Annotated in this window: 20 protein-coding genes; 10 read left to right on the top strand and 10 right to left on the bottom strand. The window is 63.4% G+C overall.

The genetic code is table 11. The features are described from left to right. Positions 1-12: 12 nt before the first annotated feature. Positions 13-1,506, bottom strand: a complete 1,494-nt coding sequence (locus BN1233_RS17875) for a leucyl aminopeptidase (protein WP_046864931.1) — start codon at positions 1,504-1,506, stop codon at positions 13-15. 153 nt (positions 1,507-1,659) lie between these two features. Here BN1233_RS17875 and lptF point away from each other — a divergent pair, with 153 nt between their 5' ends. The 5 genes from lptF to rsmA are packed head-to-tail and all read left to right on the top strand — an operon-like array spanning position 1,660 to position 8,370. Beyond that, positions 1,660-2,817: an LPS export ABC transporter permease LptF gene (lptF, locus tag BN1233_RS17870; RefSeq protein ID WP_046864930.1), complete on the top strand. Its 1,158-nt coding sequence runs from the start codon at positions 1,660-1,662 to the stop codon at positions 2,815-2,817. Position 2,818: 1 nt separating this feature from the next. Then, positions 2,819-3,904, top strand: a complete 1,086-nt coding sequence (gene lptG, locus BN1233_RS17865) for an LPS export ABC transporter permease LptG (RefSeq protein WP_046864929.1) — start codon at positions 2,819-2,821, stop codon at positions 3,902-3,904. Between the two features lie 34 nt (positions 3,905-3,938). Beyond that, a complete protein-coding gene (locus BN1233_RS17860; RefSeq protein WP_046864928.1) occupies positions 3,939-6,485 on the top strand; it encodes an LPS-assembly protein LptD in 2,547 nt (848 codons plus the stop codon). Further along, on the top strand, positions 6,482-7,501 hold the full coding sequence (gene pdxA, locus BN1233_RS17855; RefSeq protein WP_046864927.1) for a 4-hydroxythreonine-4-phosphate dehydrogenase PdxA: 1,020 nt from the start codon (positions 6,482-6,484) through the stop codon (positions 7,499-7,501). Before BN1233_RS17860 ends, pdxA begins: the two co-directional genes overlap by 4 nt. Further along, entirely contained in the window at positions 7,498-8,370 is an 873-nt protein-coding gene (gene rsmA / locus BN1233_RS17850) for a 16S rRNA (adenine(1518)-N(6)/adenine(1519)-N(6))-dimethyltransferase RsmA (RefSeq protein ID WP_046864926.1), read from the top strand. Before pdxA ends, rsmA begins: the two co-directional genes overlap by 4 nt. Before the next feature lie 21 nt (positions 8,371-8,391). On the opposite strand, the gene gmk is transcribed toward rsmA, so the two are convergent. The 7 genes from gmk to fabD all read right to left on the bottom strand — a co-directional run bounded on the left by gmk (position 8,392) and on the right by fabD (position 15,200). Continuing rightward, on the bottom strand, positions 8,392-9,036 hold the full coding sequence (gmk, locus tag BN1233_RS17845; protein ID WP_046864925.1) for a guanylate kinase: 645 nt from the start codon (positions 9,034-9,036) through the stop codon (positions 8,392-8,394). A gap of 2 nt (positions 9,037-9,038) precedes the next feature. Continuing rightward, positions 9,039-9,926, bottom strand: a complete 888-nt coding sequence (locus BN1233_RS17840; protein WP_046864924.1) for a YicC/YloC family endoribonuclease — start codon at positions 9,924-9,926, stop codon at positions 9,039-9,041. A gap of 155 nt (positions 9,927-10,081) precedes the next feature. After that, positions 10,082-11,467, bottom strand: a complete 1,386-nt coding sequence (mltG, locus tag BN1233_RS17835; protein WP_425311722.1) for an endolytic transglycosylase MltG — start codon at positions 11,465-11,467, stop codon at positions 10,082-10,084. An 80-nt stretch (positions 11,468-11,547) separates the two neighbouring features. Beyond that, on the bottom strand, positions 11,548-12,810 hold the full coding sequence (fabF, locus tag BN1233_RS17830; protein ID WP_046864923.1) for a beta-ketoacyl-ACP synthase II: 1,263 nt from the start codon (positions 12,808-12,810) through the stop codon (positions 11,548-11,550). Positions 12,811-12,959: 149 nt separating this feature from the next. Beyond that, complete coding sequence (locus BN1233_RS17825; RefSeq protein WP_046864922.1) at positions 12,960-13,196, bottom strand: acyl carrier protein; 237 nt, start codon at positions 13,194-13,196, stop codon at positions 12,960-12,962. 237 nt (positions 13,197-13,433) lie between these two features. Continuing rightward, positions 13,434-14,171, bottom strand: a complete 738-nt coding sequence (gene fabG / locus BN1233_RS17820; protein WP_046864921.1) for a 3-oxoacyl-[acyl-carrier-protein] reductase — start codon at positions 14,169-14,171, stop codon at positions 13,434-13,436. A gap of 84 nt (positions 14,172-14,255) precedes the next feature. Then, a complete protein-coding gene (gene fabD / locus BN1233_RS17815; protein ID WP_046864920.1) occupies positions 14,256-15,200 on the bottom strand; it encodes an ACP S-malonyltransferase in 945 nt (314 codons plus the stop codon). A gap of 320 nt (positions 15,201-15,520) precedes the next feature. Here fabD and rpoZ point away from each other — a divergent pair, with 320 nt between their 5' ends. The 3 genes from rpoZ (at position 15,521) to BN1233_RS17800 (ending at position 19,196) form a co-directional block, all read left to right on the top strand. Next, entirely contained in the window at positions 15,521-15,919 is a 399-nt protein-coding gene (rpoZ, locus tag BN1233_RS17810) for a DNA-directed RNA polymerase subunit omega (RefSeq protein WP_046864919.1), read from the top strand. A 150-nt stretch (positions 15,920-16,069) separates the two neighbouring features. After that, positions 16,070-18,232, top strand: coding sequence for a RelA/SpoT family protein (locus BN1233_RS17805; RefSeq protein WP_046864918.1), 2,163 nt, complete (start codon positions 16,070-16,072; stop codon positions 18,230-18,232). Between the two features lie 319 nt (positions 18,233-18,551). Further along, positions 18,552-19,196 (top strand): LabA-like NYN domain-containing protein, encoded by a 645-nt coding sequence (locus BN1233_RS17800; protein WP_046864917.1) that lies wholly within the window; start codon positions 18,552-18,554, stop codon positions 19,194-19,196. A 41-nt stretch (positions 19,197-19,237) separates the two neighbouring features. Here the strand turns inward: BN1233_RS17800 and smpB are convergent, their stop codons facing one another. Together smpB and dapA are read right to left on the bottom strand one after the other, a co-directional pair. After that, the gene (smpB, locus tag BN1233_RS17795) at positions 19,238-19,711 is read right to left on the bottom strand and encodes an SsrA-binding protein SmpB (protein ID WP_046864916.1); all 474 of its coding nucleotides are present in this window, start codon (positions 19,709-19,711) and stop codon (positions 19,238-19,240) included. A gap of 93 nt (positions 19,712-19,804) precedes the next feature. Next, positions 19,805-20,689, bottom strand: a complete 885-nt coding sequence (dapA, locus tag BN1233_RS17790) for a 4-hydroxy-tetrahydrodipicolinate synthase (protein WP_046864915.1) — start codon at positions 20,687-20,689, stop codon at positions 19,805-19,807. 325 nt (positions 20,690-21,014) lie between these two features. On the opposite strand from dapA, the gene BN1233_RS17785 reads away from it, so the two are divergent. Beyond that, positions 21,015-23,087 (top strand): lytic transglycosylase domain-containing protein, encoded by a 2,073-nt coding sequence (locus BN1233_RS17785; protein WP_052763834.1) that lies wholly within the window; start codon positions 21,015-21,017, stop codon positions 23,085-23,087. A 281-nt stretch (positions 23,088-23,368) separates the two neighbouring features. After that, positions 23,369-24,193 (top strand): alpha/beta fold hydrolase, encoded by an 825-nt coding sequence (locus tag BN1233_RS17780; protein ID WP_046864914.1) that lies wholly within the window; start codon positions 23,369-23,371, stop codon positions 24,191-24,193. Positions 24,194-24,218 lie beyond the last annotated feature (25 nt).

The raw sequence follows: 24,218 nt of genomic DNA, 5'->3' as shown, positions 1-24,218 counted from the left end.
GACCCCGGGAACTCAACCCTCGTAATGGTCGCGCACCAGACGATCGAGGAGGCGGACACCCCACCCGGAGCCCCAGCTGCGGCTGGTTTCGGTATTCGGTGACCCCATCGCGGTGCCTGCGATATCGAGATGAGCCCACGGAACGTCGTTGACGAAGCGCTGAAGCAGAGCCGCCGCCGTGCTGGAGCCACCGTGACGCCCGCCGGTATTCTTCATGTCCGCGAACTTCGATTCGATCATCTTGTCGAACTCGGGGCCAATGGGCATCCGCCATACCCGCTCCCCAGTCGCCTGTCCGGCTGCGACGAGTCGTTCCACAAGCTCGTCATTGTTGGAGAAAAGCCCGGCATATTCCTGCGCGAGAGCAACGAGAATGGCGCCCGTCAACGTCGCCAGATCGATCATCATTTTCGGCTTGAAGCGATCCTGCACGTACCAGAGCACGTCGGCGAGGACGAGGCGTCCCTCAGCATCCGTGTTGATGATCTCGATCGTCTGTCCGGACAGCGTCGTCACGATATCGCCGGGGCGTTGAGCTCCGCCGTCCGGCATGTTCTCGACGAGACCGATCGCCCCGATCGCGTTGACCTTCGCTTTCCGCGTCGCGAGGGCATGCATCAGGCCAACGACGCAGGCTGCGCCGGCCATGTCGCCCTTCATGTCCTCCATGCCTCCGCCCGGCTTGATCGAAATGCCGCCGGAATCGAACACGACGCCCTTGCCGATGAAGGCGACCGGCGCATCGTCCGACTTTCCGCCGTTCCAGCGCATGATCGCAACGCGGCTGTTCCGGGCCGAGCCCTGGCCGACACCCAGGAGGGCGCGCATCCCGATCTTGCGCATCGCCTTCTCATCGAGCACTTCCACGTCGACCCCATTCTTGGAAAGCGCCTGGGCCCGAAGCGCGAACTCCTCGGGACCGAGGACATTGGGCGGCTCGTTCACGAGGTCACGGGCGATGACCACGCCCGTAGCAACGGCATCACGGCTCTTCGCGGCTCGCTTGGTGCCCGCGGCGTCCGACACCGCCAGGACGACCCGGGTCTGGCCGGCCGGTTTCTCGTCGTCCTTCTTCTTCGTCTTGTAGCGGTCGAAGGTATAGGCCCGCAGGCGCATCCCGAGAGTGAAATCAGCTGCAGCGTCGCTGCTGAACGGCACGCCCGGACAATCGAGCAGAACGGTCGCAGTCTTGGCGCCGAGCTTGCCCGCCACGAAACCGCCGAGCTGGGCGAAGTCCAGCTTGGCGCGCTCCTTCTCGCCCCCGAGGCCCACGACGATCAGGCGGTCGATGGGCAGATCGGCAGGGGCGACGATCGTCATCCCCGACAGGTACTTGCCCTTGAATCGCTCCAGCTCGGCCGTCCGCGCCAGAAGATCCGTGATCCGGCTGCCAAGCTGTTCCGAGACGCCTGGGGTCGGCGCGAGATCTTCCGCAACGAAGATGACGACGTCACCGCCTTCGAGGCTGGCGGTGGACTGGAACTCCATCTTGAAAGTGTCGGCCATTCTGACCTCTGATCGCGTGAAAGCGGGAAACTGGGGCAGAGATGCCGCCAAATTGCCTCAGTCACACGCCTCTGAAGAGGCGTCAACTTGCGTGGCCGGACACCTCGGGTTACCCACGCCAGGGCCCGAAAGTTCCAGAGATCCACGTCCTCCATGCAACTGGCCGAGCGCTATATTTTCGGGATCGCGTTCAGCGCGTTCGCGGCATGCCTGATCGGGCTCACGGGTGTGATCTGGATCACCCAACTCCTGCGCGAACTCGATCTCCTGACGGGCAAGGGACAGACCCTCTTCGTGTTCCTGGTGGCCACCGCATTGTCGCTGCCGGCGCTCATCACGGTGATCTCGCCGGTCGCGCTCTTCATCGCGACGATCTACACGCTCAACCGGCTGAACAGCGACTCCGAACTGATCGTCATGAGCGCGGCCGGCATGGCGCCGTCCAGGTTGATGCGGCCCTTCCTCGTCCTGAGTCTTCTGGTCGCCATGCTCGTCGGGCTCATGACCATGCACCTGATGCCTGCCAGCCTCCAGGAGCTGCGTGATCTCGTCACCCGGGTCCGCGCCGACTTCGTCGCGAACATGGTCAAGGCCGGCCAGTTCACGAGTCTCGATAATGGCATCACCTTTCATTACCGGGAGCGATCCGGGGACGCCCTGCTCGGCATCTTCATGCAAGATCGGCGGGATCCCGATCGTCCCATCGTCTATCTCGCCGAGCGCGGACAGACCGTAGAGGTGAATGGCCAGCCCTATCTCGTGCTCGAGAAAGGCAGCGTTCAGCGCCAGGAGCAGAACAGCCGGGATTCGTCCATCGTCTCCTTCGAGCGCTATGCGGTGGACCTGACCGCCTTCAACCAGGAGGGAGACGAAGTCGTCTACAAGCCGCGCGAGCGCAGCACCATGCAACTCCTCTTCCCCGACAAGGAAGAGCCCTACTACAAGGTCCAGGAAGGCCGCTTCCGCGCCGAGTTGCACGACCGCCTGTCGGCCTGGCTCTATCCTCTTGCCATGATGATGATCGCCTTCGCGGCGCTCGGAGACGCCCGCACGACCCGGCAGGGGCGTGGGCTCGCCATCGCTGCAGCGGTCACGGCCGTGGTCGGCGTGCGGATCGCCGGGTTCGCGGCGTCCGGAGCCGTCGTGCGCAACCCCCTCGCCACGATCGGCGTCTATGGAGCACCGCTCGCCGCCATCGCGATCTCCCTAGTCTATATCTTCAGAGGCTCCTTGAAATCTGCACGAGCCTTGAGCCGTGCCGGACGCAGCCACCATGCCGCCCTCCGCGGCTTTGCACGCGGGAGGACATGATTTGATCATCGGTGCGACCCTCGGGCGCTATTTCTCCATACGGTTCGTCAAGACCATCCTCGTGGTGTTCGGCACGGTCTTCGCACTCGTCTACACGATCGACTTCGTCGAGCTCATGCGTCGCGCCGGCGATGCACCCGGCGCCACCGCCGCGATGATGGCCCAGCTGGCCCTTTTCCGGACTCCGTCGGTCGCCGAGCAGGTGCTGCCCTTCGCCGTACTCTTCGGCAGCATGGCGACCTTGCTGCAGCTCAGCCGAAAGCTCGAGCTCGTCGTCGCCCGCGCAGCCGGCATATCCGCTTGGGAGTTTCTGCAGCCCGGGCTTCTGGTTGCCGCCTTGCTGGGGGTTGCATCGATCACCCTCTACAACCCGCTCTCCGCGGCCCTGCGGCAACAGGCCGGGATCATCGAGGCACGCATTTTCGACAATCCCTCCCGCGCAACTGGACGGGAAATCTGGATGCGGCAGCGCAGCCCCGAGGGACAGGCCATCATTCGGGCAGAGGCACTCGTTCCGGGAGCCTCGACTCTGACCCGGGTGACCATGTTCATGTTCGACGATTCGGGAGCGTTCATCCAGCGCGTCGAGGCTAAGGAGGCTCACCTCCGGGACGGGTTCTGGGACCTCCGCGACGCTCGTGTCCTGACAGCCGAGGAAGAACCCCGCAGCTATGGCCAGATGATGGTAGCGTCCTCACTCGAGCCAGCGCAGCTCAAGGAGAGCTTCACCGCGCCGGACGCAGTTTCGTTCTGGTCTCTTCGCGAGACCATCGAGCGGACGGAGCGGGCCGGCCTCGACGCCCGTCCCTACCGGCTGCATTACGACACCCTTCTCGCACGTCCCGTGCTCTTCGTCGCCATGGTCCTGGTGGCGGCGTCGGTTTCGTTAAGATTTTTCCGATTTGGTGGGATCGCGAAGTTGGTTCTGGGTGGTGTCGCAGCAGGCTTCATGCTTTATGTCGCGACCGAACTCATGGAGGATCTGGGCGCCTCGGGTCTCGTTGAGACAAGGGTCGCAGCCTGGTTCCCCGCTATTGTAGGCGTGATGCTGGGTGTCCTTGCTCTCTTGTACCAGGAGGACGGCTGATGGTTCTCGGAGCAGGATCCCGGTAGGAGCGGGAATGGGACGGGGCAGGACACCGGTCGCAGCCGCTGCAGTGGCGGCGGCGCTACTTTGTACCACTGCTTTGCACGCGCAGGCTCAGGGCACTCTCAACGAGGCCATCGCCAGCCGCGCGCCCGCGCAGTCGGGCGAGGACCGGCTGCTCGTGGATGCCCGCGAGATCGTTTACGACAACGACCGGAACACCATCTCGGCCTCCGGCGATGTCCAGCTCCATTACCAGGGCAGGACATTGCAGGCCGACCGGGTCACCTACGACCGCAATACCGGGCGGGTGTTCGCGGAAGGCAACGCGCGGCTGACGGACCCCTCCGGCGCGGTCATCACGGGTGATCGATTCGAGCTGACTGACGATTTCAAGAGCGGCTTCATCGATTCGCTGCGGCTCGTGCAGAGCACGAAGGATGAGATCGGGCCGGTGACCACACGTTTCTCGGCCCCGCGCGCCGAGCGTGCCGCCGGCGAGACCACCACGTTCCAGCGTGGCACCTACACAGCCTGCGAACCCTGCAAGGAGCACCCCGAGCGCCCTCCCCTCTGGCAGGTCAAAGCGGCGCGGATCATTCACGACAACAGCGAACGCACGATCTATTACGAGAATGCATCGCTGGAATTTCTCGGCGTCCCGATCGCCTATGTCCCATATTTCTGGACCCCGGATCCGACCGTCAAACGCAAGTCCGGATTCCTGGCTCCGCGCTATGTCGCCTCGACATCCCTCGGGACTGGCGTCACGATTCCCTATTTCTGGGCGATCGCGCCGAACTATGACTTGACATTTTCACCGACGTTCCTGAGTCGCCAGGGCGTTCTCGGACAGGTGGAATGGCGCCACCGGCTGTTGACCGGCGCCTACAACATTCGCGCGGCCGGAATCATCCAGCAGGACAAGGACGCCTTCCTGGTCAGCCCGCTCGGCGCCGGCGACCGCGAGGACCGTGGCTCACTCGAGAGCTCGGGTCTCTTCCATCTCAATGAGCGCTGGAAGTGGGGCTGGAACATCGCCCTTCTTTCCGACAAGTGGTTTCTTCAAAACTACCATATCCGCAGCGAGAGCGTGACCTCGCTGTACTACTTCAAGGAATCGATCTCGACCCTGTACCTTCAGGGTCAGGGCGATCGCTCATGGTTCGATCTGCGCGGCTACTACTTCCAGGGCCTCTCGACCTACGATTGGCAGAAGCAGCAGCCGGTCGTGCATCCCGTCCTCGACTACAACAAGCGCTTCGACGGGCCCGGTGCGCTCGGCGGCGAGATTGCGGTCGACATGAACGTCACCAGCCTCACGCGTGAGGCTGCCCAGTTCCAGCAGATCCCCGTTCAGGTCGAGCGTCTATTCGGCCTCTATCCAACTTGCACAATCTTCGAGCGCGGCGTGTGCCTCGTGCGCGGGCTCAGCGGGACGTACTCCCGTGCGTCTGTCGGCGTGTCCTGGCGCCGGGAGGTCATCGATCCGATCGGTCAGGTCTGGACGCCATTCACCTATATGCGGGCGGACGGCTTCTTCCTGGCGCCCGACACAACCAACTTTCAGAACGCCGAGATCCTGAATTTCATCGGTGGGGAGGACCACACCGCCACGCGCTTGATGCCGGCTGTCGGGCTCGAGTATCGTTTCCCGCTCGTGGCAAGCCTCGGCGAAAAGGCTTCTCAGGTTATCGAGCCGGTCGCGCAGCTAATCGTGCGGCCGAACGAGACGAGAGTGGGTCATGTGCCGAACGAGGATGCGCAGAGCCTAGTTTTCGACGACACCTCGATCCTCGAATGGGACAAGTTCTCGGGCTATGATCGAGTCGAGGGCGGAACGCGTGCCAATGTCGGCGTGCAGTACACGGTCACTGGAGAGGATGGCTTCTATGCCAATGCCCTCTTCGGCCAGTCCTTTCAGATCGCGGGCAGAAACTCCTTCCGCCAGTTCGATCTCGTGAATACTGGCCGGGATTCGGGCCTCGAATCCCAGCGGTCGGATTACGTTTCGCGCGTTCAGGTTTCGCCCAGCAATTCGTTCTCATTCTTCGCACGCGGACGGCACGATCAGGATGATTTCGGCCTGAAGTCGTTCGAGGCTGGAACTGTCGCAAACTTCGCCCCCTATGTACCGCTCAGCGCCTCGGTTCTCTACGCACGATACGCTGCGCAGCCCGAAATCGGCTATGATCAGCGCCGCGAAGGCGTCGTCGCCTCGGCCCGCTGGGGGCTGCCACAGAACTGGTTCCTGACCGGATCTGTCACCGTCGATCTCGACCGGTACATCACGGCACGCAACCAGTTCATTGCGGATTTCATCAACGACCCTACAACGGCATATTATCGCCGCCGCGACCCGTTGAATCTCAACCAGGTATCACTCGGCGTCGGGTATATGGACGAGTGCACGACGTTCTCTGTCAGCTACATCATGACGCCGCGTGATGATTCCCTTGCATCTGGAGAGCGGGACCGAAACCAGACGCTCCTCTTCCGGCTCGAACTGCGCACGCTGGGCGCAGCCACGGTCCAGCAGCAACTGAGCGGGGGCGCGAGCAATGGCACTGCGGACCGGTGAATACTGCTGAACCGACTCCTCTCATCCTGACGCAGGGCGACCCCGCCGGGATCGGACCGGACATCACGCTTGCCGCCTGGCAGTCTCGCTCGTTCCTGCAGCTTCCGCCCTTCGCGGTGCTGGCCGACCCGGAACTCCTTCGCGAACGTGCCGTACGTCTGGGTTGGGATATTCCGCTCGCGGAAATCGAGCCTGATCGGGCCTGCGTGACCTTTGATCGTGCCTTTCCGATACTGCCTCTCGCACAGAAGACTCGTGCGGAGCCCGGGCAGCCGGATCCTGCTTCGGCTGCGGGAACGATCGAGGCAATCGAGCGCGCCGTCTCGCTCGTCACTTCGGGTCGCGGCGCCGCCGTCGTCACCAATCCCATCGCGAAGGACGTATTGAGGGAGGCGGGTTTCCCGCATCCGGGCCACACCGAGTTTCTCGCAGAACTTGCACGCACTCCGGATTCTCCTCCGCCGCATCCCGTCATGATGCTCTGGAGCGAAACGCTCGCCGTCGTGCCCGTCACGGCCCATGTGCCACTTGCACGCGTGCCATCGCTGCTCGACGCGGCTCTGATCGTCAAGACCGGTCGCATCGTTGCTCGGGAGCTGGCCGAGAAGTTCGGGATCCGACACCCCCGCCTTGCCGTCGCCGGACTGAACCCTCACGCCGGGGAGAGCGGAATGCTCGGCTCGGAGGATCAGGCGGTCATCGCGCCTGCTGTTCGGATGCTTCAGGATGAAGGCATCAATGCCCGTGGCCCGCTTCCAGCGGACACAATGTTCCATTCGCGGGCGCGGCAGGAATACGATGCCGCCCTTGCCATGTATCACGATCAGGCGCTCGTCCCGATCAAGACGATCGCTTTTGACGACGCCGTCAACGTCACGCTCGGGCTGCCATTCGTCCGAACCTCGCCCGATCATGGCACCGCATTCGACATCGCCGGTACGGGCCTCGCGCGACCGGAGAGTCTCGTCGCCGCAATACGGCTCGCTGCCCGGCTCGGTCGCACCGTCAGGCCATGAGCCAGATCGACGATCTCCCGCCACTTCGTGATGTCGTACGGAAGCACGGCCTCCTAGCGCGCAAGTCGCTCGGTCAAAACTTTCTGTTCGACCTGAACCTGACCAGCCGAATTGCACGAGCTGCCGGCCCGCTCGAGGGCGTCACGGTCATCGAGGTAGGGCCGGGACCGGGCGGACTGACCCGCGCGCTTCTCGCTGCCGGGGCGGAGCGGGTCGTCGCCATCGAACGCGACCCCCGATGCCTCCCAGCCCTGGCCGAAATTGCGGAACACTACCCGGGCCGGGTCGAAATCGTCGAGGCCGATGCGCTGGCTTTCGATCCGCGTCCTGCCTTGGGCGACGGGCCCGTCCGCATCGTCGCCAATCTTCCCTACAATGTCGGGACGGCTTTGCTCACCGGCTGGCTCGCCGGCGAAACTTGGCCTCCCTTCTGGCAATCTCTTACCCTGATGTTCCAGCGCGAGGTCGCGGAGCGGATCGTTGCAGACGAGCACCGGCCCGACGATTACGGGCGTCTCGGAGTCCTGTGTGGCTGGCGGACCGCCGCCCGCATCCTCTTCGACGTTCCGCCGAGTGCCTTCGTGCCCCCTCCGAAAGTGACCTCGAGCGTCGTTCACCTCGAGCCGCACGAGACACCTCTTCCATGCCGGGTTCGCAGCCTCGAGACCATAACCCGGGCAGCCTTTGGACAGCGCCGCAAGATGCTTCGCCAGAGTCTCCGGCCGATTGTTGCGGAACCAGTGACCATCATTACGGCAGCCGGCCTGGAGGAAACGGTTCGCGCGGAAGAGGTTCCGGTTGAGGGCTTCGTGCGTCTGGCGAACGCCTGGGATCAGAGCCTCGGACGTGGAATTCCAAGTTCTCCGTGAAGCAGGCTTGCCGCTTCAATCCTACGCCTCTTCGGCAAGGAGAGCCGGCACGAAGGACGAGAGGTCAATCTGCCGTTCCCGGCGAAGCCGCTCAGCTGCAAGTATCGCCTTCAACTCTCCGAACGTCCGGTCGAGATCATCGTTCACGAGCACGTAGTCGTAGCTTTCCCACTGCGCGATTTCCTCCCGTGCGTTCCGAAGACGCCGAGCGATGACTTCGGGCGCGTCCTCGGCGCGCCGCTCCAGACGCGCCCGAAGCTCGGACATCGAAGGCGGAAGCACAAAAACGCTCACCACGTCCTTACGCATCTTCTCGACGATCTGACGAGTGCCCTGCCAGTCGATGTCGAACATCATGTCTTCACCGCGCGCGAGGGCCTGCTCCACGGGTTTGCGCGGCGTTCCATAGAAATTGCCGTGCACCTCGGCCCACTCGAGGAGATCCCCTCGATCGCGCATTTCGATGAAATCCGTCTCCTGGGGCAGGAAATGGTAATGGATTCCATCGATCTCCGAAGGGCGCCGGTGGCGCGTCGTCACGGAGATCGAAAGCTTGATTCCGCGATCTTCCCGGACGAGGTTACGGGTGAGTGTCGATTTGCCGGCTCCCGATGGCGAGGAGAGGATCAGGAGAAGTCCGCGTCGCTTGAGGTCCAGTTCAGGCATGTTTACTCCACGTTCTGAACCTGCTCACGAAACTGCTCCACGACGGCCTTGAGCTCCAGGCCGGTTCTCGAGAGCGATATGTCGTTCGCCTTCGAGCAGAGGGTATTGGCCTCGCGCCCGAATTCCTGCGCCAGGAAATCCAGCCGGCGCCCGACCGGGCCGCCACCCTGCAAGAGAGAGCGCGCCGAGACGATGTGCGCCTTGAGCCTGTCGAGTTCTTCGCGGATATCGGCTCTCGTTGCGATCAGGACCGCTTCCTGGTGCAGGCGCACCGGGTCGAGCGCCAATCTTCCTTCGAGAAGCTCCGCGAGTTGCGTCTCCAGCCTTGCCCGAACCGCCTCGGGACGACGCCCCGGCGCTGAATCCGCCTGCTCGACGAGCTTCTCGATCGTATCGAGCTGGCCGCGAAGAACTTCGGCAAGAGCGGTGCCTTCACTGGTGCGCGCCACTTTCAGGGCCTCGACGGCTTTGGCCGCGCCGTCACGCAGGTCGTCGGACAGGATCTTGCTGGTCGCAGGGTCAGCCAGTTCGTCTTCGACCTCCACGATCCCTTTCACCTGCAGCAATCCATCGAGCGATGCCGGTTGCACCGACGCCGGGAGCTCGAGGCCCTCCAGGGCCGAGAGGAGCGAGGCTAGGACATCCCGGTTGACGCGAATTCGGGTCGCACCCGCCCCCCTCGTGAGGGAGAGCGTGAGCTGAACTTGCCGGCGTCCAAGGGCCTTGGCCACGATGCCCCTGGCTTCTTCCCCAGCGCTTTCGAGTCCCGGGGGCGTCCGGACCCGGACATCGAGCCCGCGGCCGTTGACGGACTTGAGCTCCCAGGCCCACTGAAAAGGGCCAATCGTTCCCCCCTCCCGAGCGAAGCCGGTCATACTGCTGATTGTCATGGCAGAGGATCGTTCCTGTCAGGTGTGAGTATACCGGCCGTCCCGGCCCTCAACGACCGCAAACGCCCGGCATTGCCGTTCGCACTTCTATCGCGAGTGCTTCTGCAAGTGGCGCATACGAGATGAGAGCACAACTCGGGGCAACACAGTCCTGCTCAGGGCTGCTTCAGGTCCGGAACCGTCTTAGCGCTGTTCAGGTCATAGGTGCGGTTCAGGAGAGGGTCCAGGTTTGTCCCTTCGCTGGCATCGACGTTGCGGCGACCGGCCGTGTTGTTGCGGCCAGAATTCCGTCCGGCCGCAGGATTGGTCTGCGAGAGGGCAGAGGCTGTTGCCGGGAGTTGCAAGCCGCTCGCATCGCCCCTGACTTCGGGCTGGCTGCGGTCGACGTCATTCTCCGTGTCACCGGTGGATTTGGCACGCTCGATCTGGCGCCACCGGGTAACGTTTCTCACGTGCTCCTCATAGGTTTCCGCAAAGGCGTGACCACCGGTTCCATCCGCGACGAAGTACAGGTCTTTCGTCCGGGACGGGTTTGCCACAGCCTCCAGAGCTGCACGGCCGGGATTGGCGATCGGGGTCGGGGGAAGCCCCTCGACGACATAGGTGTTGAACGGCGTGGGTCTCTCGATCTCGCTCTTGAGAATGCTCCGCCCCAGGGTCCCCTTCCCGCCCACGAGGCCGTAAACGATCGTCGGATCCGACTGGAGCTTCATCCGCTTCATGAGCCTGTTGATGAAGACGCCGGCAACTCGCGTCCGCTCATCTGCGCGACCGGTCTCCTTCTCGACGATCGACGCTAGGATAACGAGTTCCTGAGGAGTCTTGATCGGAAGATCCGGCGACCGACGTTGCCAGATCTGTGCCAAGGTCTGGCGTTGCGACGCCATCATCGAGTTGACGAGCTGTTGACGGCTCATGCCCCGTTCAAACTTGTAAGTGTCCGGAAGCAGGCTGCCTTCGGGCGGAATCTCTGCAATATCGCCGGTCAGGACATCGTTCTCTTTGAGACGCGCAACGATCTGCTCGCTCGTGAGGCCCTCGGGAACGGTGACGGCATGCAGGATGGACTTCCCCTGAACCAGGGTGTCGATTGCGTCATCCATGCTGATGCCGGCCCGAAACAGGAATTCGCCGGCCTTCAAATGGCCCCGCTGCCGGTTCAGCATCGCGTAGGCCTCGAAAAGGAGAGGCTGCTCGATCACGCCCTCGCGCCGCAGAAGCTGCGCGATCTCGCTCACACCCGTATTCCGCGGAATGACGACAACCTTGTCGGTCTCGAGCGGCCCCGGCGCGGTAACCTCACGTTCGAAGAGCGCGATCCCGATCATTGCCGCGAGAGCCACGGCGATCAGAAAAGTCAGAAAACCGCTGAGCGCCGAGAAGAATCCGCCGCGGGGCCGCCGGATCCTCGGCGGTGGTGGAGGTGCAGCCGTCGGTTTGATTGCTTCGCTCGGCGAGCGGGGAGCGAGCCGGAACTGCGTCGCCCCGTTCGTCTCCTCGACCGAGGCAGGTGCCTGAAGCTTCTTTCTGCCGAAAATCACGAGCAACAACCCTGCAGCCAGGCTATCGGAATGCGGTCGGACAGTCGCGGCAGAATGTGGCGAAAAGCCGTTGCCTCACGTCAAGCCGCGCGCCGGAGGATAAGCGATGCATTCGTTCCGCCAAAACCGAAGGAGTTCGAGAGCACCGTATTGACCTCGCGCTTGCGAGCCCGATGCGGAACGAGATCGATGGCCGTCTCGACGGACGGATTGTCCAGATTGAGGGTCGGCGGGACGATCTGGTCGCGCATGGCCAGGATCGAGAAAGCTGCCTCCGCGGCGCCAGCCGCACCCAGAAGATGTCCGATTGCGGATTTCGTGGAAGACATCGACAGCTTCCCGGCCGCATTGCCGACGATCCGCTCGACGGCGCGCAACTCGATCTCGTCACCAAGCGGCGTCGATGTCCCGTGGGCATTGATGTAGTCGATTTCGGACGGCGAGATTCCAGCGCGCTTGATGGCAGCCGCCATGCAGCGAAACGCGCCGTCGCCATCCTCGGTCGGCGACGTGATGTGAAACGCGTCGCCCGACATTCCGTAGCCGATGACCTCGGCATAGATTTGCGCGCCTCGCGCCTTAGCGTGCTCATAAGCCTCGAGAACGAGGACCGCAGCACCCTCGCCCATCACGAACCCGTCTCGATCCTTGTCGTAGGGACGTGATGCCCGGGTGGGCTCATCGTTATATGCCGTTGACAGTGCGCGGCAGGCTGCAAATCCGGCGATCGACAGCCGGTTGATCGGGGATTCGGCTCCTCCCGCGACCATGACCTCGGCATCGCCGAGCGCAATCAGCCGTGCCGCATCGCCGATGGCATGAGAGCCGGTCGAACAGGCGGTGACCACGGAGTGATTGGGGCCCTTGAGGCCATGTGCAATGGAGACATAGCCCGAAGCGAGATTAATGAGCCGGCCCGGGATGAAGAAAGGCGAAATCCGTCGGGGCCCCCGTTCGGCCAGAACCATCGAGGCTTCATAGATGCCTCCGATGCCCCCGATGCCGGATCCTATCAAGACGCCAGACGCGCATTGCTCGTCGTAGGTCTTCGGGTGCCACCCGGCATCCTCCAGCGCTTCGCCGGCCGCCGCCATGGCATAAACGATGAACGGATCGACTTTCCGCTGCTCCTTGGGCTCCATCCATTTATCGGGATTGAAGGTGCCCTCGGTGCCGTCGCCCCTCGGGATCTGGCAGGCGATCTTGCAGGCGAGATCCGATACATCGAAATCCTCGACTCGCCGTGCACCGTTCTGTCCGTCGAGAATTCTCGACCAGGTCGCCTCCACCCCGCATCCGAGCGGGGTGACCATGCCAAGCCCGGTCACGACAACACGCCGCATTAGACTCGCCTCAACTCGGTGAAAGATCGGGAAGCCGCGTCATCGCCGGCTCCCCTAAGAGCATTCACGGGCTGAGCCAATCCGACTCGCCCGGAAAAATGCGTTTGCCAATAGGACGAGAGCCGATCCGCACCTGCGGACCACAGCCGTCAACCGGCGCTCTTCTCGAGGAAGCGAATGGCGTCGCCAACGGTGACGATGGTCTCCGCAGCGTCGTCCGGGATCTCGACGTTGAACTCTTCCTCGAAGGCCATCACGAGTTCGACGGTGTCCAGGCTGTCCGCGCCGAGGTCGTCGATGAAATTGGCGTTCTCGGTAACTTTGTCAGCTTCCACGCCCAGGTGCTCGACAACGATCTTCTTCACGCGATCAGCGATGTCACTCATGTTCTTTCCTCATTCGTGGCTGGCTCCCGCCCGGCACAACCTGGGCGGTTATGGAATAGTACGCAGGTCAGGATCTCCGGCGGGCAGCAAGACCGCCGCGCCCGGGTGCAAAGCCCCAATTCAAGTTGCCGGTCAACCCCTCAAGCCGGATTGCGCGATGATTAACACAGGGTTCCAGCATCTGGCGAGTAGGGCGAACGACTTGGCCCAAATCGGCACGATTTAACGCAAGCCTTTCTAGAACATTGCCATTCCGCCATTCACGTGGAGCGTTTGCCCGGTCACGTAGGCAGCTTCGGCGGAGGCGAGATAAAGCGCAGCCGCCGCGATCTCGTCGCCGGTCCCGAGCCGGGACATGGGGATCGTAGCGAGGATCGACTCCCGCTGCTTCTCGTTCAGCGCCTCGGTCATCGGCGACTCGATGAACCCCGGGGCTATGCAATTGACGGTGATTCCCCGGCTCGCGACCTCGGCGGCCAGCGCCTTGGTCATGCCGACGAGGCCTGCCTTGGAGGCGGCATAGTTCCCCTGCCCCGGATTTCCGGTTGATCCGACGACCGAGCCGATATTGATGATGCGCCCGAAGCGCCGCCGCATCATGCCTTTCACGGCCGCTCGCGACAGCCGGAACGCGGCGGTGAGATTGACCGCGATCACCGTATCCCACTCCTCGTCCTTCATGCGGAGGAAGAGGTTGTCGCGCGTGACGCCTGCGTTGTTGACGAGGATGTCGAGACCGCCCATGGCCGTTTCGGCGGCGGGAACGAGTTCCTCGACCGAATTTCGATCGCTCAGATTCGCCTCGACGATCTGCACGCGATCTCCGAGGCTCGCTGCGAGCGCATCAAGGGCTTCTCGCCGAGTCCCCGACAGCGTGACCGAGGCTCCCTGGCTGTGCAGCGCTCGTGCGATCGCCCCTCCGATACCCCCGGTTGCGCCGGTGACGAGCGCCTTCTTGCCGGTCAGATCGAACATCTCAGTCTCCTTGTGCTCGAATGCGGAAGCCGCTGGCCCATCCGCCGGCGGATCTCGAACGGGCCGACGGAGCCCATCACAGGGTCAGCTCCGAAGCGCAGCCTTGGCGGATGCCACATCCTCGGGGGTGCCGACCGAGATGGCCGTCGCAGCAGACGCGATCCGCTTGACGAGGCCGGCCAAAACCTTCCCGGCGCCGATCTCGAAGAAGCTGGTGGCACCGGCGCCAGACATCGCGGCCACGGATTCGCGCCACCGGACGGTTCCGGTGACCTGCCGAACGAGACCCTCGCGGATGGCTTCCGGATCGGTCACGGGGCTGGCGGTCACATTCGCCATGAGCGGCGCGGCCGGAGCCTGAATCGCGACCTTTGCCAAGGCCTCTCTCATGACCTCTGCCGCTGGGGCCATCAGCGCGCAATGGAATGGCGCCGAGACCGTAAGCATGATCGCACGCTTCGCTCCCCTGGCCTGTGCCAGGGATATCGCCCGTTCGACTGCGGTGCGATGCCCGGAGATGACGACCTGGCCGCCGCCATTGTCGTTTGCGGGATCGCAGACTTCACCCTGGGCCGCCTCGCGGACGATTTCGAGGACTTGCTCGAGTTCGAGGCCCAGCAGGGCAGCCATGGCGCCCTCGCCCACCGGCACCGCTTCCTGCATGGCGTTGCCTCGAATGCGAAGCAGCCGCGCCGTATCGGCCAAGCCGATCGCGCCGGCGGCCGCCAGGGCGGAGTATTCCCCGAGGGAGTGGCCGGCCACAAACCCGATGTCCCTTTTGATGTCCAGGCCCGCCTCCGCCTCGAGGACGCGCATGACGGCGAGGCTTGCCGCCATCAGGGCCGGCTGGGCGTTCGCGGTAAGCGTTAGCGTATCGGCCGGCCCGTTCCACATCACTGAGGAGAGTTTCTCACCGAGCGCATCGTCCACTTCGTCGAAGACAGCCCGGGCCTGGGGGAAGGCATCGGCGAGAGCCTTGCCCATTCCGACCGCTTGGCTGCCCTGGCCTGGAAACACGAATGCGCGCATGACGGGCCTGCTCCGTTGCCTGGGGCATTTTCAGGAGAGCGAGATCCGGCTCACCGTTGAAAATGCGCGGAAATCAAAGAAGAGAGCTGCTCCACAGGATCGATATCAGCTCCAGCGGGGGCGAACTCGCATCGCCCCCGGCACCTGTCAAGGCAGCCCCGGGGCCAGCCTCGGTCCAATCGGCCCCGTCTGTCCACACGATGGCGGGCAAGAAGCACCAAGCGCGAGACCGCGGCAGCAATTCTCTTGTTTTTCTGGTCGTTTCGGGATAACAGACGCCCTTCCCCCTTCCGCTGATCTGCCAGAAGGAGCCGATTTTCATGGCTCGTGTGACCGTCGAAGATTGCATCGATAAGGTCGAAAACCGGTTCGAGCTCGTTCTGCTCGCCAGCCATCGGGCTCGCCTGATTTCGTCCGGTGCGCCGCTGACCGTCGACCGCGACCGGGACAAGAATCCCGTGGTCGCACTGCGCGAGATCGCAGAACAGACGATAGCGCCCGACGATCTCAAGGAGCAGCTCATCCACTCGCTCCAGAAATATGTCGAGGTGGACGAGCCCGAGGCGGAGACCGTGCCGCTCCTCGGCAACACAGCGGCGGCCTCGACCGCAGATTCGGACGCCGACATCCAGTTCGATCGGATGAGCGAGGAGGATCTCCTGCGCGGGCTGGAGGGTCTCGTTCCTCCTGCCGCGACCGAGGAAGACGAGCGGGAGTGATCCCGCAGGTATTCGTTATCAGCCCGGCTTCGGCCGGGCTTTTTCATTTCCGGATCGGACGGCGGCATCCACGACCCTTGCGAAAGCCCAGCTCGCAAGATTATCTTTTCAGTTCAGCCGATTAGCTTCAGCCAAAGGGTTGTCCGCGCGATGATGCGCCAGTACGAGCTCGTCGAGCGGGTCAAACGTTACAACCCCGCGGCGGACGAGGCGCTCCTCAACCGTGCCTACGTCTACGCCATGATGGCGCATGGCAACCAGAAGCGCGCCTCCGGAGACCCTTTTTTTGGGCACCCTCTCGAAGTGGCGGCCATCCTGACGGATATGAGGCTCGACGACGCTACGATCGCAGCCGCTGTCCTGCACGACACCGTTGAGGATACGGAAGCGACGCTCGAGGAGATCAATAAGACCTTCGGTCCGCAGATCGGCGCTCTCGTCGATGGGCTCACCAAGATCAAGCGCCTGGATCTCGTCTCCAAGCGGGCCGCCCAGGGCGAGAACTTCCGGAAGCTCCTTCTCGCCGTCGCGGATGATGTGCGCGTCCTCCTCGTCAAGCTGGCGGATCGCCTCCACAACATGCGAACCCTCCAATTCATGCCGGAGGAGAAGCGTCGCCGCATCGCCGAGGAGACGCTCGACATCTATGCGCCTCTCGCGGGCCGCATGGGCATCCACGAGATGCGGGAGGAACTGGAGGATCTGTCGTTCCGGACCTTGAACCCGGATGCCTACAACACGATCAGCAAGCATCTCCAGGACCTGACGGCGAAAAGCGAGAAGCTCGTCGACGAGATCGAGCGCGATCTCACTGCGAAGCTGAGGGACCGCGGGATCGCCGCGCGGGTCAAAGGACGACAGAAGCGGCCATACTCGATCTGGCGCAAGATGGAGCGCAAATCCGTCGCCTTCGAGCAGTTGTCCGATATCTTCGGTTTCCGGGTGCTCGTGAAGGAGATCGACGAGTGCTACCGGGCTCTCGGTGTCGTCCACACGACCTGGCCGACGGTGCCGGGCCGGTTCAAGGACTACATCTCGACGCCGAAGCAGAATGATTATCGCTCGATCCATACCACGGTGATCGGACCAGGCAGCCAGCGTGTGGAGTTGCAGATTCGCACCGAGGCCATGGACGAGGTGGCGGAATACGGGATTGCGGCCCATTCCCTCTACAAGGACAGCCTCAACGGCGACGGCCAGCTCGTCGGCGAAAGCCGGGCCTATCAGTGGCTCCGGAGAACCGTGGAACTCCTCGCCGAGGGCGACAATCCGGAGGAATTTCTCGAGCACACCAAGCTCGAGCTTTTCCACGATCAGGTCTTCTGCTTCACCCCGAAGGGCCGTCTCATCGCTCTGCCGCGCGGCGCCACCCCGATCGACTTCGCCTATGCGGTCCACACGGACGTCGGAAACACGGCTGTCGGCTGCAAGATCAATGGCCGGATGGCGCCGCTCCTGACGGAGCTTCAGAACGGCGACGAGGTCGAGATCGTGCGTGCGGACGGCCAGACGCCGCCTGCGGCGTGGGAGTCGCTCGTCGTGACCGGCAAGGCTCGGGCCTCGATCCGGCGAGCCACTCGCGCCGCGGTACGACGTCAATATACCGGGCTCGGCCGCCAGATCCTCGAGCGCGCTTTCGAGCGAGCCGGAAAGCCCTTCTCGGACGAGAAGCTGAAGGGAGCGCTTCCCCGGCTGGCGCGCGCGAGCTTCGAGGACGTCCTGGCCGCCGTCGGCCGCGGCGAGATGTTCTCGGGCGACGTGGTCCGGGCCGTCTATCCCGAGCACAAGGATGACCGGAGACTGGCCGGCGAGGCCGCCCGGAGCAGAGCACGAGGAACGATCGACGGGGCTGAAGGCGGCCCTGGAATCCCGATCCGCGGCCTGAATTCGGATCTTCCCGTCCGCTTCGCTCCCAATGGCGGAGCCGTTCCGGGGGACCGGATCGTCGGCATCCTGACACCCGGCGAGGGCGTTACGATCTACCCGATCCAGTCGGCGGCTCTCGCCGCTTTCGACAACGAGCCGGAGCGGTGGATCGATGTGCGCTGGGACGTGGAAGCGAGCGAGCCCCAGCGGTTTCCCGCTCGGATCTCCCTGCAATCCATCAACGAGCCCGGCACGCTGGCACAGATCTCGCAGGTGATCGCCGATCACGATGGGAACATCGACAACATCTCGATGGTCCGGCGCACCCATGACTTCACGGAGCTAACGATCGATCTGTCGGTCTGGGATCTGAAGCACCTGAACGCGATCATTGCGGAACTGCGCGCGAAGCGGGTCGTCAGCCGCGTCGAACGGGTGACAGGCTAGGCTCCGGCTCGCCGGAGCAGAGGCTCTGCCCGGCTCTCGCATCCTCGACATCGGCCGCTCGAGGACTGCCCGTCGCACTCAAGGCGGCCCGGACCCCTGGCCTGTCCGCCAACTAGGCCATCTGGCCAGTTTCCATGCTTTGACCAAACCGTGACAATTGCTCTGCAGTCGGGCGGGAGTGCCAGGCTCATTCAGGCTTTGTAACAATCTATTTTTGAGCAAACGCGGCCTGCCTGCGCTTCGGATGTAACGGCGCACCGTTCTTCTGCAGCGCCGCTACCGCAAGCGCTCCCGGGTTTTACCCGGCACGAGAGACACCATGACAGGTAATCAGCGCATCGCAGTATTCATTGACGGCGCCAATCTCTATGCGACCACAAAAACACTTGGATTCGACATCGACTACAAGCGTCTTTTGAAAGAATTCCAGAATCGTGGGAGCCTCGTTCGGGCTTTCTACTACACGGCGCTCGTCGAAGAGCAGGAATATTCCTCCATCCGGCCGCTCATAGACTGGCTGGATTACAATGGATACCGTGTCGTTACCAAGCCGACCAAGGAATTCGTCGATTCCACAGGTCGCCGCAAGGTGAAGGGCAACATGGACATCGAGCTCGCGATCGATGCCCTCGAGCTCGCGCCATTCATAGACCACATGGTTCTCTTCTCCGGCGATGGGGATTTCCGCTCGCTCGTCGAGGCGATGCAACGCCGTGGCGTCCGTGTGACCGTGGTGTCGACGATTGCCACGCAGCCCCCAATGGTCGCCGATGAGCTCCGCCGACAGGCGGACGAGTTCCTCGACATCACGCAGCTGATCGCAAAGATCGGCCGCGATCCGGCCGACCGGGCTGTCAAAGGCGCCGGCGAGAACGGCGATCGGCCTGAGCGTTCGCGTTCACCTGCCCTCGAGCGCCGCTACGGCATTCGCCAATCCCATCCCGAGGACAATACCGGAAACTGAGCTTCGAGACGAGGCAGGAGCAGGCTTCGGAGAAGGGCGGCTCAGCCCTTCTCCCGCAGGAGGCGGCTCCGCTCGCGGTTCCAGGTCCGCTGCTTCTCGGTTTCCCGCTTGTCGTGGAGCTTCTTGCCTCGGCCGAGACCGATCTCCACTTTCGCGCGCCCGCGCTCGTTGAAGTAGATGCGGAGCGGCACGACCGTGAATCCTTCCCGCTGCGTGGCGCCGATCAGCTTGTCGATCTGGCGGCGGTGCAGCAGCAGCCGTCGGGGACGGCGCGTCTCGTGATTGAAGCGGTTCGCCTGCAGGTATTCCGGAATATAAGCGTTGAAGAGAAAGAACTCTTCGCCCGACGGACCTGCATAAGCCTCGCCGATCGTCGCCTTCCCCTGCCGCAACGACTTGACCTCCGTGCCCGTCAGGGCGATGCCCGCCTCGTAGGTGTCGGTGATCTCATAATTGAAGCGAGCCTTTCGGTTGTCGGCGACGACCTTTCGTGTGTTTTTCGGGTCCTTGGCCATCGTCTTGATCAGCGGTCCTGATTGGTGCGCGAGAGGCCGACGGGGCCTTGGAAACGGATGTCCCAGGCCCGGAGCCAGCCTCGCTCGTCGATACTACGCGTTCAGGAGTCCTGCGTGCACCATGGCGACCCGCACCTCGCCCCGAGTCTTCTCGGACACCGGGATCATCGGGAGGCGGACGTCCTCTTCCATGCGCCCGAGAGCCGCGAGCGCGAACTTCGTCGGAGAGGGATTGGTCTCGATGAAGATCGCGGTGTGAAGAGGCATCAGCCGATCCTGGATCGTCAGGGCCGAAGCATAATCGCCCTTCAGGCAAGCCGCCTGAAAGTCACTGCAGAGTTTCGGCGCGATGTTCGACGTGACGGAGATGCAGCCGTGCCCCCCATGCGCCATGAAGCCTAGTGCCGTCGCGTCCTCGCCGGACAGCTGGATGAAATCCGGGCCCATGGCCTGACGCTGGAGGCTTACCCGGGCGACATTCGCGGTCGCATCCTTCACGCCGACGATGTTCTTCAACTCGTACAGACGAGCCATGGTCTCGACGGACATGTCGATGACCGACCGCCCCGGAATGTTGTAGATGATGATCGGCAGGCCGACGGCATCGTTGATCGCCTTGAAATGGCGGTAGAGTCCCTCCTGAGTGGGCTTGTTGTAGTAGGGCGTGACGATCAGCAGGGCATCGGCCCCGACTTTCTCGACGTGCCGTGAGAACGCAATCGCCTCGGCCGTCGAGTTCGAGCCTGCACCGGCGATCACCGGCACGCGGCCCCGGGCTTCCTCGACACAAACCTCCACGATCCGCTCGTGCTCGCGGTGGCTGAGGGTCGGGCTCTCGCCCGTCGTCCCGACGGGGACGAGCCCATGTGTTCCGGACTCGATCTGCCAGTTGATGTGAGCCCTGAAGGCATCCTCGTCGATCTCACCGCTCCTGAAGGGCGTAACGAGCGCCGTAATTGAGCCCCTGAGTGTCTTCATGTGCGGCGTCCTCGCGCGTCTGTTTCGCCCGACCTTTGGCCAAGTGCTGGTGGGGCGTGACACATAGCGCGGGATTGGGAAAAGGGGAACCGGTCGCCCGGAGGGAGCAGAAGCGGCCGTCCGGGAAACGACCACCGATCCCGTGGAGTGCCTGCAGTCGCGAATTGACCGAAGCCGTCGGGTCACAATGGCAGAGACAGCGTCAAAGCCCCGGGGCGCGTCTTTGTACACTTCGCATGCCGGGTTGCCCGACCGCCCAGGTTAGTGTTTCCTCAATGCCAATCGTCTCAACTTGAGACTTTGCGGGGAACAAGCGGGGGATCTCATGAGCCTTCGGCAAGGCCTCGGATGCCTTCTGGCATCGGGTGCTCTCTTGGCGAGCATCGGTGGGACGGTCGCAGCGGCGGACCGGGGTGCAAGCGACCAGCGACCCTTTCAGGTAGCTATCCTCGACGTGGAGGCCTTTCCGCCTCTCGAGGTGCCGGAGCCGCCCCCACTGACCGATTTCGATTACCTGCCGCGCATCTTTTCCCTCTATCGCAGCGGAGATATCGCGGAAGCGGACATCCTGCGGTCTAGGCTTACCGAACCGGCCTCATTGGCCCTGTCCGAATGGTTCGCCATCCGCACCGGCGCCCGGCTCGGGCTGGACAGACTGCTGGCGTTCCAGCGCGACTACCCGGATTGGCCCTCGTCGCGATCCCTGCAGCGCCGGATCGAGGAGGCCCTCCTCGCAGCGCGCCCGTCGCCGGAACGCATCCGTGCGCACTTCGCCACACAGCCGCCTCTTACGACCTCGGGAAGAGTCGCACTGGCTTTCGCCCTGAAATCGGCCAGCGAAGAGGAGAAGGCGACGGAGATCATCCGCAATGTCTGGCGAGAGGATCTCTTCGGCCCGGAACTCGAGGGACGCATCCTGGAAAGTTTTTCGGAAGCGCTCCGGAGCAGCGACCATCGGTTCCGGATGGAGCGTCTTTTGTTTCGGGAGAACTGGAGCGGCGCGCTGCGCGCGGCGGAGCGCGCGGGCAAGGATTACCCGACACTCGTGCGCGCACGGATGGGGATATATCAGGGCAAGAAAAAAGCTGAGAAGGCCTTCGCGGCCGTGCCGTCCCAGCTGCGGACGGATTCCTCCTACATCTTCTCGCGCGCGCTGTATCTGAAGCGGCAAAAGAAACTCGTCGAAGCCGCCGATGTAATGGCCAAGGCGCCCCAGGATCCCGATCTGCTCGTGGACGGGGACCGGTGGTGGAGCGAGCGCCGCTACATTACCCGTGAGCTACTCGACGAAGGCGATCCCAAGGCGGCCTATCAGGTCGCAAGCCAGCACGGGGCCGAGGGGCCGGCGCAGAGAATCGAGGCCGAGTTTCATGCGGGCTGGATCGCGCTGCGATTCCTGAACAACCCTGCCGACGCGAAGAAGCATTTCGCCGAGGCGGCGACAATCGCGGGAACCCCGATCTCCGTCTCCCGTGCGGCCTATTGGCAGGCCCGCGCCGCCGAAGCCGCCGGCGAGACGGAAGATGCGCAGAAACACTATCGGCGCGCTGCGGAGAACGGCATCACGTTCTACGGACAGCTCGCCCGGGAGCATCTCGGCATGCCTCTCGAACTGCGCATGCCGGGACATGTAGATCCGGAAGCGCGCACTGCCTTCCTGGCTAGGACGCCGGCACGAGCATTCGCGCTGCTGCACAAGATCGGGGAGAAGGACCTCGCGGTCTCTCTTGCCGTCGAACTCGCGCAGAGTCTGGAGGGTGAAGCCGAGCTCGAGACTCTGGCGAGCATCGCAGACGAGAACCTCAACCCGCGGGCCGTCCTCGTCATCGGAAAAGCCGCCGTCCAGCAGGGCCTTCCGCTCGATCTCCACGCCTATCCGGTAAGCGGGATTCCCGAGTTCACGCCGGTCGGCGACGTGGTCGAGCCGGCCATGGTCTACGCAATCGCTCGCCAGGAAAGCGCCTTCAATCCGCGCGCGATCTCCTCTGCGGGTGCACGCGGGCTGATGCAACTCATGCCGGCCACTGCCAAGCGGACCGCCCAGCGTTTCGGTGTCGGGTTCGACGTCCAGAAGCTCGTCGAGGATGCCGCGTACAACGCGAAGATCGGCGCCGCCCATCTCGGCGAGCTCATGGAGGATTGGCGCGGGTCCCACGTGCTCGCTTTCGCATCGTACAATGCGGGCGGCGGGAATGTGATGAAATGGGTCAAGGCCTATGGCGATCCCCGCAAGCCCGAGGTCGATCTCGTCGACTGGATCGAACGCATTCCCTTCCACGAGACCCGCAACTACGTGCAACGGGTGATCGAAAATCTGAACGTCTACCGCGCCCGCCTCGACCGCGCGGCCTCATCTGCCAATGCGGTTATCGCGACGGACGGGAAGCAGGAGTTCTGATACGTCGGCGCCGCCATCCCTCACCCGGACGCTTCGCGTCCGACCTCTCCCACAAGGGGAAAGGTGACGTGCGTGTTGCCGCCGCTCCGCCTCTCCCTTGATGGGAGAGGCAACGCCCGAAAGGCGGCGGGTGAGGGTGGCAGCGCCGACCGGAATAGGTTCGCACTTTGGACACGACACCCCAAACCAGCGCATTCGCACCGGCTGGTTCAGAAAATACATCTGAGAGAGCCTCGAAAGATCAAGCCTGGCGCGATCTCTACGTCTCGGCCTCAGACGGGTTGCGCCTGTACGCGCGCGACTATGGCCCCATCCTCAGCGGTACCACTCCCGTCATCTGCCTCCCGGGCCTGTCCCGGAACTCCGTCGATTTCCACGCGCTCGCGCTGAAACTGGCGCACCATCCCGACCACCCACGCCGCGTGCTCGCTCTCGATTACCGCGGACGCGGGCGGTCCCAATACGACAATGATTGGCGTCGCTATGATGTAAGAGTCGAGACCAATGACGTGCTGCAGATGCTGGCGGCAGCCGGAATCGAGCGCGCCTCCTTCGTCGGGACCTCGAGGGGCGGTCTGATCATCATGGGTCTCGCGGCGATGCGCCCGGGCCTCATCGAGAAGGTTGTGCTGAACGATATCGGCCCGGTCATCGACCCGAAGGGGCTCATCCGCATCAAGGGTTATGTGGGACGCCTGCCCGTTCCGCGAGACTTCCGTGAGGCCGGCCGGATCCTGAAACAGATCTCCGGCACACAATTTCCCCGATTGCCAAGCGAGAAGTGGGAGGAGATGGCACGCGGGACATGGCGCGAGGAGAAAGGGCGCCTCGTCCTCGACTACGACCCTCGCCTTCTGAAGACGCTGGAGCTGCTCGATCTGGAGCAGCCGTTACCTGCCCTCTGGGGATTGTTCGAAGGTCTGAAGCCGATTCCTGTGCTGGCGCTGCGTGGTGCGAACTCGGACCTTCTCGGCGCAGAAACTCTCGCGGCCATGGCGGAATTCCACCCGAAGCTGAAGGCTATCACTGTGCCCGACGAGGGCCACGCGCCGTTCCTGGATGGAGCGCTTGCCCAGCACATCGTCGGGTTTCTCGACCTGCCGTGATCTGATCTCTCAGAGAATCAAAAAA

Origin of the sequence: Microvirga massiliensis (assembly GCF_001006805.1) — a bacterium.
GTDB lineage: Bacteria > Pseudomonadota > Alphaproteobacteria > Rhizobiales > Beijerinckiaceae > Microvirga > Microvirga massiliensis.
This window is presented reverse-complemented; position numbering and strand designations above follow the sequence as displayed.